The sequence below is a fragment of the Segatella copri genome (assembly GCF_026015465.1).
Lineage (GTDB): Bacteria > Bacteroidota > Bacteroidia > Bacteroidales > Bacteroidaceae > Prevotella > Prevotella copri_E.
Window position 1 is genome coordinate 879,011 of record NZ_JAPDUQ010000001.1, and the last position, 16,273, is coordinate 895,283.

Annotated in this window: 9 protein-coding genes; 4 read left to right on the top strand and 5 right to left on the bottom strand. The window is 44.6% G+C overall.

Annotated features, from left to right (window positions below; translation table 11 throughout):
- Positions 1–50 precede the first annotated feature (50 nt).
- From ONT08_RS03695 to ONT08_RS03705, 3 genes are all read left to right on the top strand, one after another.
- Positions 51–1,337, top strand: a complete 1,287-nt coding sequence (locus tag ONT08_RS03695; RefSeq protein ID WP_264959274.1) for an IS1380 family transposase — start codon at positions 51–53, stop codon at positions 1,335–1,337.
- A 545-nt stretch (positions 1,338–1,882) separates the two neighbouring features.
- Positions 1,883–3,793, top strand: a complete 1,911-nt coding sequence (locus ONT08_RS03700; RefSeq protein ID WP_264959275.1) for a sialate O-acetylesterase — start codon at positions 1,883–1,885, stop codon at positions 3,791–3,793.
- A gap of 924 nt (positions 3,794–4,717) precedes the next feature.
- On the top strand, positions 4,718–5,692 hold the full coding sequence (locus tag ONT08_RS03705) for an Rpn family recombination-promoting nuclease/putative transposase (RefSeq protein WP_437183616.1): 975 nt from the start codon (positions 4,718–4,720) through the stop codon (positions 5,690–5,692).
- Between the two features lie 180 nt (positions 5,693–5,872).
- On the opposite strand, the gene ONT08_RS03710 is transcribed toward ONT08_RS03705, so the two are convergent.
- Entirely contained in the window at positions 5,873–6,811 is a 939-nt protein-coding gene (locus ONT08_RS03710; RefSeq protein ID WP_264959277.1) for a hypothetical protein, read from the bottom strand.
- 757 nt (positions 6,812–7,568) lie between these two features.
- Between ONT08_RS03710 and ONT08_RS03715 the strand changes: the two genes are divergently transcribed.
- Complete coding sequence (locus ONT08_RS03715) at positions 7,569–8,264, top strand: DUF4143 domain-containing protein (RefSeq protein ID WP_264959278.1); 696 nt, start codon at positions 7,569–7,571, stop codon at positions 8,262–8,264.
- A 135-nt stretch (positions 8,265–8,399) separates the two neighbouring features.
- Here ONT08_RS03715 and ONT08_RS03720 read toward each other — a convergent pair whose 3' ends face one another.
- From ONT08_RS03720 to ONT08_RS03735, 4 genes are read right to left on the bottom strand one after another with little or no spacing between them, the layout of a single operon-like run.
- Positions 8,400–10,565, bottom strand: coding sequence for an endo-1,4-beta-xylanase (locus ONT08_RS03720; RefSeq protein ID WP_264959279.1), 2,166 nt, complete (start codon positions 10,563–10,565; stop codon positions 8,400–8,402).
- Positions 10,566–10,579: 14 nt separating this feature from the next.
- Positions 10,580–11,563, bottom strand: a complete 984-nt coding sequence (locus ONT08_RS03725) for a DUF5627 domain-containing protein (protein ID WP_264959280.1) — start codon at positions 11,561–11,563, stop codon at positions 10,580–10,582.
- 35 nt (positions 11,564–11,598) lie between these two features.
- Positions 11,599–13,410 carry a RagB/SusD family nutrient uptake outer membrane protein gene (locus ONT08_RS03730; protein ID WP_264959281.1) on the bottom strand — a complete coding sequence of 604 codons (1,812 nt, stop codon included), beginning with the start codon at positions 13,408–13,410 and terminating at the stop codon, positions 11,599–11,601.
- Positions 13,411–13,432: 22 nt separating this feature from the next.
- Positions 13,433–16,270 carry a SusC/RagA family TonB-linked outer membrane protein gene (locus tag ONT08_RS03735; RefSeq protein ID WP_264959282.1) on the bottom strand — a complete coding sequence of 946 codons (2,838 nt, stop codon included), beginning with the start codon at positions 16,268–16,270 and terminating at the stop codon, positions 13,433–13,435.
- Positions 16,271–16,273 lie beyond the last annotated feature (3 nt).

Consider the following 16,273-nt stretch of genomic DNA (forward strand, 5'->3'; position numbering starts at 1 on the left):
TCACTTACCTTAGTGTTGCGAAAAGAAGACAAGCAAAACTCTAATATGACATGGCAAAGATACAAATAAAATCTGAGAAACTCACTCCTTTTGGAGGAATTTTTTCTATTATGGAGCAATTTGATGCTCTTTTAGCTCAAACCATAGATTCCACCTTGGGATTGAGATGCACTATGTTTGGTTATCAATATAGCGAAATTCTACGCTCTCTGATGTGCGTATATCTTTGTGGCGGCTCATGTATTGAGGATGTTACAACTCACTTGATGAAACATTTGTCTCTTCATCCAACTCTTCGCACTTGCAGCGCAGACACCATATTGCGTACTATCGAAGAACTGACTTGTAAGAACATCACCTATAAATCTGCTTCTGGCAACTCCTATGATTTCAATACTGCAGACAAGATGAACTGCTTATTGATCAAAGCCCTGCTTGCTACTGGTCAATTGAAATCCGGTCAAGAGTATGATTTTGACTTTGACCATCAGTTCATTGAAACAGAGAAGCATGATGCAAAACCAACCTACAAGAAGTTCCTGGGCTATAGTCCAGGTGTGGCAGTCATTAACGACATGATTGTCGGTATTGAAAATAGAGACGGCAACACAAACGTGCGCTTCAACCAAAGAGAGACTTTGGAAAGAATCTTCAAGCGACTGGAGGCATCAGAAGTATATATATCCCGTGCCCGCATGGATTGCGGCTCATGCTCGGAGGAAATCGTAGATATGGTAGAGGCTCATTGCAGGCATTTTTATATTCGTGCCAACAGATGCTCTTCCTTCTACGATTCCATGTTTGCCTTGACTGGATGGAAAACTGTTGAAATCAACGGTATTGAATTTGAGCTGAATTCCATCCTTGTTGAGAAATGGAAAGGAAAACCGTATCGTCTTGTCATACAGAGACAAAGGCGAATAGATGGAGACCTTGACATTTGGGAAGGCGAATATACCTACAGATGTATACTGACTAACGATTACAAGTCGAGTGCAAGAGACATCGTGGAATTCTACAATCTTCGTGGTGGCAAGGAACGCATCTTCGATGACATGAACAATGGCTTTGGCTGGAATCGATTGCCAAAATCGTTCATGGCACAGAATACTGTATTCCTGCTTATGACAGCTCTCATCAGAAACTTCTACAAAGCTATTATGCAGAGATTGAAAACCCATGAATTTGGATTGCGTGCCACCAGCAGAATCAAGACCTTTGTGTTCAAGTTCATCTCTGTTCCTGCAAAATGGATTAAGACGTCACGTAGGCATGTATTGAACATTTATTCAGACAACTATGCTTATGCCAACCTGTTCAAGACAGACTTTGGTTAAAGGCCATGCTTTTCTGGTTAAACCGGCGTATTACCTCAAGTCGCTTTATGGGGTAAGGGAATTTTGTGTCTGCGACATTTCTGTTGTGCAAGAAATATGTACAATAAAATGAATTTTGTCGCTTTGCAAGCAAAATCCCACTAAACCCTATAGGTTGCGGATTTGAGGTCATTTTAAAATTTATCATCTTAAAAATAGATTAATAGTTATACTTACTTGTCAGTTGCTAAATACTACATTATTATATTCTACATCCTAAATTCTCAAAAATTTCATTAAAGATGCTGAAACACGTCGCAAAAATAGATAAAAACATTAAAACGCATTTTACCTCAAGTAACAAATACTTTATCAAACATAACATCTACCCCAAAAGAAACAAAATGAAACATATTCTGAGACCTGAGAAAAAAGAATCACCTTATTATATAACAAAGGGAAAAGTTATTGATATATGAGACAAAGCACGTATGGAAATCTTTTCATAACTTTGCAAACAGAACAGAAGATGAAAATCAATCTAATAATTTAATTAAATATAAACTATGAAGAGATTATCAATCTTAGCATCGATGCTCGCGATGGCGTGCCTACCTATGATGGCACAGAAAACGGGCAGTAAGATTCAGGAAAAGCCTGATCCTAATTTTCAGATTTATCTCTGCTTCGGACAGTCGAACATGGAAGGAAATGCGGCTATCGAAGACATCGACCGAACCGGCGTGAACCCGAGATTCCAGGCTATGTATGCCGTGGATGATAAAAAGGCGGGATGGAAGAAGGGACAATGGCACACCGCCGTGCCGCCACAGGCAAGACCCTCTACAGGACTGACTCCTGTTGACTATTTCGGAAGAAAGATGGTGGATAACCTGCCAGACAGCATCAAGGTGGGAACCATCACCGTGGCCGTGGGCGGAGCCAGCATCGACCTCTTCGATAAGCGTACCTATAAGGCTTATCTCAAGAAACAACCCGACTGGATGAAAAACTTTGCATCCCAGTACAACGGAAATCCATACGCCCGACTGATAGAACTGGCAAAAATAGCCAAGAAGCAGGGTGTTATCAAGGGCATCCTCCTGCATCAGGGCGAAACCAACAACGGCGATGCCAACTGGCCTAACCGTGTAAAGACTGTTTATAACGACATCTTGAAGGATTTGAATCTGAAGGCAGAAGACGTACCTCTGCTCGTAGGCGAAACCGTACAGAAGGATATGGGCGGAAAATGCTGGGCACATATCGCCATCGTTGATGATATTGCCAAGACCATTCCTACAGCCCACGTCATTTCTTCAAAGGGCTGTCCACAACGTGGCGACGGTCTCCACTTCATCGCAGAAAGCTACCGCACCATGGGCAAGCGCTATGCAAACATGATGCTCGCCCTGCAGGGAATCATTCCAGACAGCAACTATCCGCGTGTAGATAAGGACCGCAGAGCTTATGTAAAGCTCCATGCTCCTGAGGCAAAGAAAGTAATCTTCGACATCTGCGGCAAGCAATATGAGATGAAAAAGGATTTGGATGGCGACTGGTACGGCGTGAGCGATCCGCTGGTAGTAGGATTCCACTACTATTTTCTGAATGTAGATGGCGTGCAGGTAGTTGACCCTGCCAGCGAAACCTACTTCGGCTGCTGCCGTGAAGCAGGCGGTCTGGAAGTTCCAGAAGGAGCAGAAGGCAACTACTACCGTCCTCAGCAGGGCGTAGCCCACGGTCAGGTTCGCTCAGTATCTTACTATGCAGCCTCTCAGAAACAGTTCCGCCGCGCCATGGTTTACACCCCTGCCGAATATGAAACCAACACCACCAAGCGCTATCCTGTGCTCTATCTGCAGCATGGCATGGGCGAAGACGAAACGGGCTGGAGCAAGCAGGGAATGATGCAGCACATCATGGACAACCTGATAGCAGAAGGCAAGGCTGAGCCTATGATTGTGGTCATGGAGAGTGGCGATGTAAAGAAGCCTTTTGTTGCCCGTCCAGGCAAGAATGTAGATGAAGAGCGCAGCCACTATGGAGCTTCTTTCTATGATGTGATTATCAAGGATCTGATTCCGATGGTTGACAAGACATTCCGCACTTATACCGACCGCGAGCATCGTGCGATGGCAGGATTGTCATGGGGCGGTTGCCAGACATTCAACACGGTATTGCCTCACATGGATAAGTTCTCTGCCCTTGGCACCTTTAGCGGTGCACTCTTTGGCGTGGATGTAAAGACCTGTTTCAATGGAGTTTTTGCCGATGCAGAGAAATACAACAAGAACATTCATTATATGTTTATGGGCTGCGGTTCGGAAGAGAACTTCGGTACCGAGAAGATGGCACAGCAGTTGAAGGAGCTGGGCATCAAGCTCGATGTTTATGTATCACCAGGCACTCATCATGAGTGGCTCACCTGGCGCCGCTGCTTCAAGGAATTTGTTCCTCACCTCTTTAAATGGTAAACAAACTATCAGACACAATAAATCCCAGAACTGCTTGGAAGAGCGATTCTGGGATTATTTATATACTTCTTGCCATTGAATTCCCGCACTGAAATTACGTCACGACGTATCTTTTACTACGTCCGGACGTAACTTTTGCTGCGTCGGGACGTAGCAAATCCCTCAAAAACACCGTTATTTTGCTGATTTTATGCCAAAAGTGGTAATAGGTGGCAATAAGGTGACAATAAAAACACCCCTTATTGCCACACGTTATCCTCTAATAATCAAAGAGTTAAGTATAAGTGTGACAAATGTGGCATTAAATTAGAAAAAAATACACATGTAATACTACAGGATACTGATATAGCTCAGTCAGCTAACTCAAGTAGTTCAATCAGCTAACCCAAGTAGTTCAGTAAGCTAACTCAAGTAGTTCAATCAGCTAACTCAAGTGACTCAATCAGCTGACGCAGATATCTCGACAAGCCGAAGGATACGTCTCCGTTAGCCTACGGAGTCGTATCCGTAACCCAACGGAGTCATATTCTTAACCCAATGCAGTCATATTCTTAACCCCACGCAGCCATATCTGTAGGCAAACGGAAGCACATCATGGCAAACTATCAGACATAATAAATCCCAGAACTGCTTGGAAGAGCGATTCTGGGATTTTTTATACCATTTGTTTAATATTTATATTATATAGATTAATTCGTTACTGAAGTTTCGCATGTAAGCCCCACACGCCCTTTCAGGGCGTGTGGGTAATTTCAACCGTACAGGTCGAAAAGTTTTAGAAAAAGTTATCAGATAGTATTGGGGATAGCAAAATCTTTACTTTTTTACCTTTTTACTTTTTTACCTTTAAAAATCCCAGAAATCTCTTGCAGATATGAAAATAAAGTCGTAACTTTGCGGCATGGATTTTTAATACAGATGATTATGAAGCAGGTAGAAGAAAGATACATCAGCTTGCTGACCGACTTCGGTTTCAAGCGAATTTTTGGAACAGCAATGAACAAGGATTTGCTCATTTGCTTCCTCAACAGCTTGTTTAATGGCAGACAGGTTGTGAAGGACGTGAAGTATCTGAACCCAGAGCACGTAGGAGATGTCTATACTGACCGCAGAGCCATCTTTGATGTATATTGCGAGGGCGAAAACGGTGAGAAGTTCATTGTAGAAATGCAGAATGCGTACCAGACGTATTTCAAGGATCGCGCCCTCTTCTACTCCACCTTCCCTATCCGAGAACAGGCGCCCAAGGGGAATGAGTGGGATTTCAAGCTCAATCATATCTATACCGTTGCCCTGCTCAACTTCAGCATGAACGAGGATGCATTCGACAAGGAGAAAATCCGCCATCATGTGCAGTTGTGCGACACTGCTACCCACAAAGTATTTTACGACAAGCTCGAATATATCTATGTAGAGATTTCCAAGTTCAACAAATCCCTGGAACAACTGGATACGCTCTACGAGAAGTGGCTCTATGCACTGAAGAACCTCTATAAACTTACCCAGCGCCCTAAAGAACTGTGCGACAAGGTCTTCGACCGCCTCTTCGAGGAAGCCGAAATAGCCAAGTTTACTCCGCAGGAAATGAGGGAGTATGAGACCAGCAAGATGGCATATCGCGACATCAAGAATTCCGTAGACACTGCTAAGCGTGAAGGCAAACAAGAAGGTCTTGCGGAGGGTATAGAAATAGGCAGGGAAAAGGGCATGAAGGAAGGTATGGAAAAAGGTATGGCGAAAGGCATGGAGAAAGGTATGGAAAAAGGTAGAGCAGAAGGCAAGCATGAGGCCTACACAGAAACAGCACAACGATTGCTGGCAATGGGACTTTCTGCCGAACAGGTTTCCAAAGCTACCCAGCTACCTTTGGAAATCATTAAGAATCTGAGCAATACATAAAAAATATAATAGCGGAGATATTGATGACAAATATCACCATAATAAATCCCAGAACCGCATGGAAGAGCGATTCTGGGATTTTTTATACCATTTGTTTAATATTTATATTATATAGATTCTACATCATCGTACACATTATTATATATAGTACGATGCGAGCATTGTAAAACGTCTCATCTATTACTTGATAACCATCTTTTTACCATTCTTGATGACAACGCCCTTATAGTTCTTACCTACCTGCTGACCAGCGAGGTTGAAGCACTTGCCATCCTTAGCTACCTCAAGATTCTCTACCTTAGAAATACCGGTAGGTGTATCAACCAACCAGGCACCGAGCACAGAAACCTTTGCTGGATTATTTTCTTGGTCGGTATACTGGATACCCACGTTCTTGATGACAGCACCTTCCTTGGTGGTGAAAGTAACCTCATCGCTGCCTCCGAATGAAGGCCACTCATGACTATCATCCTCGTAATCTACACACATCTGAACATTTGGGGTTGGCTCAGCCAATTTCACCTTGACTGTAACATTACTCTTGCCAGCCAAGCCATTGATAGCAAGCTGCTGCCACAATTTATCGAAAGAAACTATACCCTTATACTTATAAGCAACTGTGTTATCAGTACCAGCCCAATCGGTGAAGGAGGCATAAACCTGCTTTTCAGAATCGTCGGCACCCACCAGAGTCAGCTTCTTCACCTTCAGGTTCACCTCCTCTTCATCGGTATGCTGCACGCTTACACCTACGATGTAAGGATGCTCCTGGTCGAAAGAAAGCTCAAACTTCTTGGTAGTTCCATCGCCCACAGCACGACCATAAGCAGGAGTAGCCTCACCTTCAGCATCAGCAGAAGCCTTCCAAGTATAGTTTACTTGGCAGTTGGCAGGAAGCGGATCTTCGAACTCGAGGATATACTTAGGATAATCTGCAGAGTTGACATTGCAAGCAAACTCTGCTGCTCCATACATCTTGGAGATAGTGAAATCATAAACATCAGCATCGTAGGCAAAACCTGCATTCCAGCCACCACCCAAAACAAGAGGAGTCTCTGTCTGAGCATTCACACTTACAGCCATGAAAGCTGCTACAATCAAAGTAAATAACTTTTTCATAAGCTTTACAATTTGTTATTAAGTTAATAAATCCAGTTATAAAATTGAGAAGTTTCTCAAATCTGATGGCAAAAGTAACAGAAAAGGCTGAAAAAGACTTTGCGGGGTGTAACAATTACTTTGTGAGAAATACCAAATAGGTTTGATAGCCAACATTATAACGAAAATGATACACCATCAAACCTATTTGAAGAGGAAATCAGGAAAAGTCAAAGATACCAAATATTCCAGATTCCCCAAATGTTTTTGCCCAAAATGTTCCAGATTCCCCAAATGTTTTTACCCAAAATATTCCAGATTCCCCAAATGTTTGGTCAAAACAGAGGAAAAATATACAGATTTATCAACATCATTACGTTTGAGCAGCGTTTACATAATTTATGGAATATTCCCTCATAAAAGTATAGTAAGAAACGAGAAAAACAACAAACAAACGTTAAAAACAACATTTAAACGTGCGGAATGTGTTTTTTTAATCACCTTCCGCACGTTGTAAGCAATATTTTTAGTAATTTTGCAGCGAATTCCCTCATAAAAATGTATGGACAGCAAGCTGATTCCCTCATAAAAATGTAGGAAAAGCAACAATATTCCCTCATAAAAATGTAAACAGCATGAAAAGAGAAATATATAACAAACTAAAAGAGTGGCAGTTATCTAGCAATAGAAAACCACTCATTATGTACGGAGCAAGACAAGTAGGCAAGACGTACATCATCATAACCCTGTAGCCACAAGGCAAATACAACAGAACATCTTGGCTGCATACGAAGCCGACATCAGCAAACATACTGCAGAGCAAACTCAAAGAGTGAGAATGGTCTGGGAATCCATACCTGCTCAGTTGGCAAAGGAGAACAAAAAGTTCATCTATGGCGCAGTGAGAAAGGGAGCAAGAGCCAAAGACTTTGAGATAGCGATACAATGGCTCATAGACGCAGGGCTCGTACACAAGGTAGAGCGAACTAGAGATGTCAAAGTGCCTTTGAAATTCTATGCCGACATAGACGCATTCAAGCTATATTTGCTAGATATAGGTCTCTTAGGAGCACTTACACAGACCCCATCCGACCAGATTCTCATAGGCGACAACGTATTCAGCGAATACAAGGGAGCATTCACCGAGAACTTTGTCCTCCAACAACTGAAAACACTGGTCAATCTACCTATATATTATTATAGCAAGGACAATTCCACCCAAGAAGTAGACTTCATAGCCCAGGCTGGCAGCAAAATATTGCCAATAGAGGCAAAGGCAGAAGATAATGTAAAAGCCAAGTCATTGGCAGCATTCATAACCCACGATTTCGCTTCCTATCACCTGAAAGGCATCCGCTTCTCCATGTTAGGCTTCAGAGAGCAAGACTGGATGGAAAACGTTCCCCTCTATGCAGCCAGAGCCTATGTGAAAGATTTTGGCACGAAAACGCACTTTTTCTCGAAAAAAAAGTGAGAAAAAGTGCGTTCTCGTGCCATTTTAAGCAAAAAGGTTGACCGTGTCATCACAACACAGCCAACCTTAACGACTAACATCTTTTTTCGGTTAATCTTTGTATGATAAACCTAAAACTAATGTCTTTTAGAGTAATTACTTGGCGTTGTTCCAATATTCAGGAGCACCAAGACCTGCTGCAAAGCCACCATAGGTGTGCTTGCGATAATAATCCAAATCCCAGAGACCTACTGGCAAACCAGCACGCCAACCACTATTGGCAGGACTGTCAGTAGCACACCACTGGCAGATACCCCACTGCTGATTCTCAGGAACAATCTCAAGATACTTCTTGACGATAAACTCGTAGTAAGCACGCATTTTCTCGTGCTGTTCCTCGGTCATATCAGTAGTATTTACAAGGTTGCCGTCCTTATCCTCTAAGCCCATATCCAACTCAGAGATACGAACCAACTTATGTGAATCAACCATCAGGTGGAGCATGTTCACGTAAGCTTCCTCATTTTTCTTCTGCTTAGCAGGATCCATGTTGTAAGTAACGTGCATCTGACTGCCAATACCATCAATCTTGGTAACGCCGTCCTTCTCCCACTCCTCAATCCAGTGAATCAAGCTCTTGAGCTTCTTATTCTGGTCGTAAGCAGTTTCGAGGTTATAATCATTGATGAAGAGCTTCAACTCATCAGGATTTCCACCAGCATCAGCAAAGCCCTTGCGAGCTGCAGCTACAGCAGTGCGAACATAATCAAGGTCACCCAGGTAATCCTGCCAGTAGAAATTGTTCTTGGCATCATCGGCAGAAACTGTACCACGTGTGGCAGACTGGAGAGGGTAGAATTCGCTACCATCTTTACCAGAGATAGCCTCGTTCACAACATCCCAAGCCTTCACCTTGCCCTCGGTAGCTTCCATCATGCCGTAAATCCAATTCTGCAAAACAGGAGTAAGTGCTTCCTTCTTTTCCTCATCTGTAAGAGGAATGGTATTTGAAGACTTCGTGTAGTAAACTTCAAAATCATCAATATAGAGGGTACCCGCATATTTACCGATATTCAGCAGCAGGCGCAAGGCATTGTCACCATTACATGTGGTAGTCACATCAACTTCCTTCCAATCAGTTGTAACGTTGATGGTAGGGAAGTCACCACAGCCTTGGTATCCTTCAGGATTCTGGAATACAGCACCAAATTCACCAGCTACAGAACCCTTGATTTTCATCTTCAAGTGATAGGCTTTACCATTCTCAAAAGCGAAACCTGGTTCATAGTTAACTTGTGAATCCCAAGGATTCGCCTTGGCTGCGTTGTTACCAACCTCATAAACACCATTTACAATCTTTGGCGCATTATCCATACCCCATCCACCAAGGTTCTTACCATCATCAAAGGTAAGATGCCCAACACTTACAGGGATTTCAACCACTTGACTTTCGGCCACTTCTTTAATTTCTGTAGTTACCGTATGCCAGGAATAAGGTTTATTACAAGGAACTTCGTCCCCTTTTATGTCACCATTTACGATCAAATTATTGGTAGAACCTTCTTCACAAAGACTTAAAGACTTGATGTCCAGTTCACCGCCCAGTTTACCTGCAGCAAAAACAAAGTTCTCATAATTGGCTGCCGGAGTAAAGTTAACGGTATATTCATTCCATTTAGTACCTACTGAAATCGAGCCTAAATCTGCATCACCTGGGGCTGCCCATAGAATTAAGTCAAAAGGAGCAGTAGCTTTTGCATTCATTTTAAAGACATACTTTTTCCCTTTAGATAACTGAGCAGGGAAATATAATTGAGCATCCCAATGATTACCAGCCTCTGCATTCTTAATGACCAAGCAACGTGTGACATTAGAAGAAGGAGGTAACTCCTTATCTGCAATCAGTTGATTGAGATACTTGTTAGGCTGCTGAGCATGCCAAGCCAAGGTATGGCCATAAACCGAAAGGCCTGCATCGGTAGCATTCTTAACATATTCACTTACTTTATCAAAATTCATGCTACCATCATCAGCAACACAAGAAGACATCTTCATGGCGTTGCCGGCTACAGTCTCGTTAAAGTTGCTGTTGGTCAAAGCATACACCAGTTCCTTCTTGTTATATTCATCTACAGCAGTTCCGATTCCGAGGTGGAAGTTTGGACGGTCCTTGATGTATTCCTTCAAGGCATCATACTGCTCCAGATAACCATACTGCGCTTCCTTATCAGGACGTACGGTCTCGAAATTCTGGTCGAAGTGGTCTGCACAAGAGGCCAAAAGCATGGCCCCGAGTGCAGATACTAATATTTGTTTATTCATAACTTATGCGATCATTAATTATTATAGGTATAAGAGAACTCCTCTAAAGTTACTCCACTACGCCACCAGACGAGTTTCTCGTTCAAACTCTTCTTTACACCACCAGCGAAGGTGATTTCGGCGTTGAGTTCCATCAGGTCACGATCCTTGTTATTCCACGAATGGATACCATCGTCAGCCCAAGAGCCTGAGCCTGTAGCCGTAACACCATCGGTGAGCGAAGTGATGGTACACTTTTCGTTGGCATCGAAGGTGAGCAGGAGGTCTGCCTTGTAGATGGTACTGCCCTCCTGGAACTCTACTGAATAAACAGAGCTGTTCAGGGTGCGGGTAGTAATCTGAACCTGTGAAGCCTTCTCGATGTTGTCGGTGCTTGTATTGTGATTTGTCAACCACCAGCCACTATACTTGTTCTGATACTTCACGCAGTACATCACGTAATCCTTAGGAGCTGTTTCCCAGATGGATGCATTGGTACGAGAGCCTGTAGCACCTTCTTTCAGAGTACCGGCAGAGATTCTGTCGAAGCCCTGCTGATCGGTCATCACCAGAGGAATCACGTAGGTATTCTTCACGGCATCAGGGTCGTTGAAGAAAGCATCAGTCAGCTGCACTACTGTCTCACCCGTCATTCCACCCTTGAAATCGAGTTTGTTGGTAGAAAGAGAGTAATATTCTGCAGGCATTGCCTTTACAGGAGTACCATCGGCAAAAGTAAGATGATCGCACAGACTGTTATCCACAGCTACGTTCACATAACCTTTTCTTCCATTGTAAGAGCCGGCAAAAGTTGCCTTGATTTTGCATTTATGCTCCTTATCGAGAGAGGTATCGTATTCATCATCGCCCAAGACGATGGTACGAACCGGACTCTGATAAACGAACATGGCAGTGGTTCCACCCTCGTAATCATCGAAAGCCTGGTCTCCATTCTCACATGCCGTGAAAGAAGCCATCAGTGTCAGAAGGGCTGCCACCATTTTGATATATCGTTTCATAATCATTAGTCTTTATTTATAATATTAGCCGTTTATTATTTCCAACCATCGTTCTGCTTGAGGTTGCTGTATTTCAGAATCTCAGAGTATGGGATAGGACCATAGTACATATAGTCTGAATAGTTGCGTACCTCAGCGTCGAAAGTCTTGTAGATGTATTTGCCTGTTGTGGCATCTGTCGTGATGTTGATACCCTTGGCAGCCTCATTGAGATTAGCGAGATTAACCTTCCAGCGGCGCAAATCCCAGAAACGATGGTTCTCGAAGCAAAGCTCCAGGCGGCGCTCGTTGCGGATCAGCTCACGCATCTTGTCCTTGTTCTGTGCGCACTCCTCCAAGTATGGATCCTCGCCAAACTCGCCAAGTCCGGCACGCTCACGGATTGCCTTGATTACATCATAGGCAGAATAGTTGGCACCGCCCACATTTGCCTTAGGACCCTGAGCCTCATTGGCAGCCTCAGCATAGTCGAGCAAGATTTCCGTAGTACGGATACGAGCTGGCAGATGCTTCTGCTTGGTTGCAGAGCTTGGGTTGAGGTTCACATCAGGACGGAGCAACTTGCGGAGATAATAACCAGTCTTGGTTGATTTTCCATTCTCCTTGTTCAAGCCATCCAGAGTCTTGGAATCGGCAGCTGTATTTACCACTCCATCAGTAGCACCGATTTTATCGCCATTTACAAGAATGTAGGCAGCGAGACGTGGGTCACGGTTCTGATATGGATTCTTGGCATCGTATTCTGCATTGGCATCAGTAATAGGATAACCGTTTGCCATAGGGAACGCATCCACCAGGTTCTGGGTTGGATTGATCTTACCGCTACCATAGAGCGAAGGAGGATAGTTATCTGTCTCCAGAGTGTTGCTTTCATCAACGTTTCCACGCCAGATAATCTCCTTAGGATTCTCGGATGTAGCACCCAAACCGTCTATGAGCGACTTATTGCAGAACCACTTCCATCCGTCAAGATCCACTGCATCCAAACCACCAAACTCGCTCAGGCAGTTGGCAGCATATTTGGCAGCATCCTCATAAGAGGCTACTTCGGCAGATTTATAAGCAGGAGAAGCGGCGAGGATGGCGAGCTGAGCCTTGAAAGCCGAGATGATGCGACCGTCAATCTTGCCACGATGGTTGGTACCGAAGGCACGATTGTACTCTGCATTGGTAGCACCCTTCTGGGCATACTTGGCAGGAACCTTATCCTCATCCACATCGGCATACTGCTCAGGCAAATACTTCAGAGCCTCATCAAAATCAGACATAATCTGATCGTAGCACTCCTTGAAGGAGTTACGTGGAAGATTGAAATCAGACTTTGAATCTTCTGAAGAAAGATGGATAGGCACACCCATCAACTGACCATCTACCATTCCGGCATGAGCACGGAGCAGGTACATCATGTGTAAGCCACGCAAAGCATAGGCATTACCCTTGTAGTTGTCGCAATACATCTGATTGAGAATCTCACTTGAGTAAGACCACTCAACCTTATCGCAGTTTTCCAACATCAAGTTGCAGTACTGGATGGCATGATAACGTCCATCCCACTGTGAAACTGGGTTCATATTGGCAGCCCAAGAACCTGTAGCCATCTTCTTATGGTTGAAATAGTCGCCTGAGTTTTCGTTGGTGACAGCATCATCTGTAGCCACATCAGTATATGGAGAGGTGCTATATGGCAGAGCCAGGTAAGCATTGTCAAGAATACCACGGGCAAACGTAGGATCCTTATACATCTCGCTGATATCTTGGTTATTTTCCAAGGCAGGCTCAAACAGGTCGTCACAAGAAGTGAGCGATACTAAGACTGCACTTATCAATAATAATCTTGATAATTTCATAATTTTAATTCTTTAATTAATTCTAGAATGAAACCTTAGCACCGATGCTATAGAAGCGGTTCAATGGTGCCGAGCCTGAATTGTTAACATTCATCTCCATGAGCTTGCGCTCCTTGGCTATGGTGAGCAGACTGTTGCCGTTGACAAAGAGCTGAAGTCCGCGTACGAAACTCTTCATGAACATCGCCTTAGGGAAGTCGTAGCTCAACTGCACCTTCTGAAGGTCGATGCGGTCGGTAGAGTACATCCAGAAGTCTGATGTCTGATAGTTATTCGTACCTGCCTCTGTGGTCAGACGTGGGAAGGTGGCTGTGGCTGCAGTCTCCTTGGTCCATCTGCCTCGCATCTCTGCTGTATATTTGGCACTACCGCCTACCCAGAAGTAGGTGGAATTCTTCACGGCATGAGCACCGAAGTTTCCTGTGCCGAGCATGAAGAGGGTGAAGCCCTTATATTTCAGAGTGAGGTTCATACCGATAGTGGTAGGAGTTCCATACCAGCCACCCTTGCCCAGGTAAACCTGGTCCTTGCTATCGATAACGTTGTCGCCGTTCTGGTCCTTGTACTTCAGGTCACCCGGACGGATGGTTCCGCCGATAATCTGAGTTGGAGAGTTCTTAATATCATTCTCATCCTGGAAGAAGCCCAGGCACTCATAACCCCAGATAGCATCGAGTGGCTGACCCTGGCGATACTGATAGGTATCAGCATACTGCGAATCATCTCGCTTGGTTGCCTCGGTGGTGTAGTAAGTTACGTTGGCTCCTACTCCGAAACCGAAATCACCAAACTGCTTCTTGTAGTTCACAGCAAAGTCGAAACCGCTGCGCTTGTCCTCATTAAAATTAATGTAAGGAACGAAAGAAGACTCAGGATAGTAGCTGAACAGATAGCTAGGCACCTGATTGCGAGCCTCCAGAATTCCGTTGGTCCACTTAGAGAGGAAGTAAGATGCATCGAAACTCAAAGCCTTGTTGAGCACCTCTGCATGAACCGTGGCAGAAATTTCCTTGCGGTGCAGGTAGCTGAGTTCGTCATTGCTACCACGCTTAGACTGCATAGCTGAGTGACCGGAACCACCATTCCAATCCCACCAGCCACCGCTCTGATAGGTTCCGAGATACATGTAGTAATCGTCGATACCCAAATCGGTCTTCATATCGGTGTAGCTTGCGCTGAGGGTCAGATCATCGAAGAATGAATTCTCCATAAACTTCTCCTTAGAGAGGCGCCAGCCCAGAGTGACAGATGGAGATACACCCAATCGCTTGGCTGATGGCAACTTGGCAGACCAAGGTGTAGCCAGAGCGAAATCGGCATAATACTTATGATCATAGTTATAAGAGAGCTGCAAGCCCAGGTTGGCGTTGCTCACCTTATGATACTCTGCAGACTTACTCTGCTGATAACCGTTGGCCACCAGCATGGCACTTACGTTGTGCACATCGTTGAAGGTGCGGTTGTAATCGAAGTGCGCATTGAATGCGATGGTCTGGTTATCGGTAGAACCAGAGATATTCTGAGCACCCGATTTCTTGTCCACCGTACCATTGTTGTTCAAACCTACAATAACATCCTTGCCGTTGTAGTTAGCCCATGTAGGCTGGAAGGTGGCGTAGGAATTGTTGAACGATGTTGTGTATGCCGTAGCATAGTCGATGGCTACCATGGTGTGGAAACTCAAGCCCTTGAGTACAGAAGAGAGGTCGAAGTTCAAACCTGCATCAAACTGGAACTGACGGCTGTGATAGACATTGGTACCCGAAGCATAAATATCGCCGAACACATTGGTGAGGTCGGCAGAAGAACCACCCAGGAAGTACTTGCCATCAATGATGTTGCTGGTAGCCCCAATCATAGTCAGCGCCGACTTGGCATTAGGGTCAATCATTTCCACAGGAATCAGCGGAGCCACACGGTTAGGGCGGAAGGTGCGAGCCTGCTCCCAGTAGCTGCTATTGTTAGTGTTAGCCGACTTAGCCCCGTAGAAGGTAGCATTCGCATTTACGTAGGCATTGATGGTGCTGCTCAAGGCGAAATCCACATTACCTCTTACATTGAATCGGTCGGTATAGTTCTTCTTAGCCTCGCCGAAGTTCAAGTTGTCACCGTTGCGATAGTAACTCACGTTGGCATAGAAGCGCGCCTTCTGGTTGCCACCTTCTATTTCGGCAGAAACCTCCGAGCGGTTGAACGCCTTCTTGATGTAATCAGAAGAATAGAAGTCTACGCTAGGATAGCGATATGGATTCTTTCCGGATGCATAGTTGTAGATGGTCTCTGCAGAATATGGCAGGTTGTTTACATCACCGCCATCATTGAGGAAAGCCTCGTTGTAGAGAGTCATGTACTCAGCCGAACCGAGATACTCAGGGAAAGCCTTGGCTACGTTCCAGCCCGTATTGGCATTCACCTTTACCGACAAGCCATCGTTAACCTTACCACGCTTGGTGGTAATGAGAACCACGCCATTGGCAGCCTTGCTGCCATAGAGTACTGTAGCCTGGGCTCCCTTCAGAAAAGAGATATCCTCAATCTCGTCGGGGCGAACATTACTGGCTTCACGTGGCACACCGTCGATGAGAACGAGTGCATCGGAATAACCCCACATACCACTGCCATTATAACCGGATACATAACCCTGCATGTTGTCAAGGCTGTAGGTATTATAGTTTTTCTCTGTCAATTCTCTGACGTTGACGGTGCTCACGCCACCGAGCACATCGCTCTGGTACGCCTTCTTGAACGCCACGTTAACCATTGCGCTATCAGCAGATTCCTGAGCCGAAGCAGGCAACTGTGCCAGAAGTGCAGTAACCACTGTCAGAGCAGAGTATATTGTTTTCTTATTATTTTTCATATA

Excerpts from the sequence above, each read along its gene's own strand:
- ONT08_RS03695 (WP_264959274.1), top strand. The coding sequence starts at position 51 with ATGGCAAAGATACAAATAAAATCTGAGAAACTCACTCCTTTTGGAGGA.
- ONT08_RS03700 (WP_264959275.1), top strand. The coding sequence starts at position 1,883 with ATGAAGAGATTATCAATCTTAGCATCGATGCTCGCGATGGCGTGCCTA.
- ONT08_RS03705 (WP_437183616.1), top strand. The coding sequence starts at position 4,718 with ATGAAGCAGGTAGAAGAAAGATACATCAGCTTGCTGACCGACTTCGGT.
- ONT08_RS03710 (WP_264959277.1), bottom strand. The coding sequence starts at position 6,811 with ATGAAAAAGTTATTTACTTTGATTGTAGCAGCTTTCATGGCTGTAAGT.
- ONT08_RS03720 (WP_264959279.1), bottom strand. The coding sequence starts at position 10,565 with ATGAATAAACAAATATTAGTATCTGCACTCGGGGCCATGCTTTTGGCC.
- ONT08_RS03725 (WP_264959280.1), bottom strand. The coding sequence starts at position 11,563 with ATGAAACGATATATCAAAATGGTGGCAGCCCTTCTGACACTGATGGCT.
- ONT08_RS03730 (WP_264959281.1), bottom strand. The coding sequence starts at position 13,410 with ATGAAATTATCAAGATTATTATTGATAAGTGCAGTCTTAGTATCGCTC.
- ONT08_RS03735 (WP_264959282.1), bottom strand. The coding sequence starts at position 16,270 with ATGAAAAATAATAAGAAAACAATATACTCTGCTCTGACAGTGGTTACT.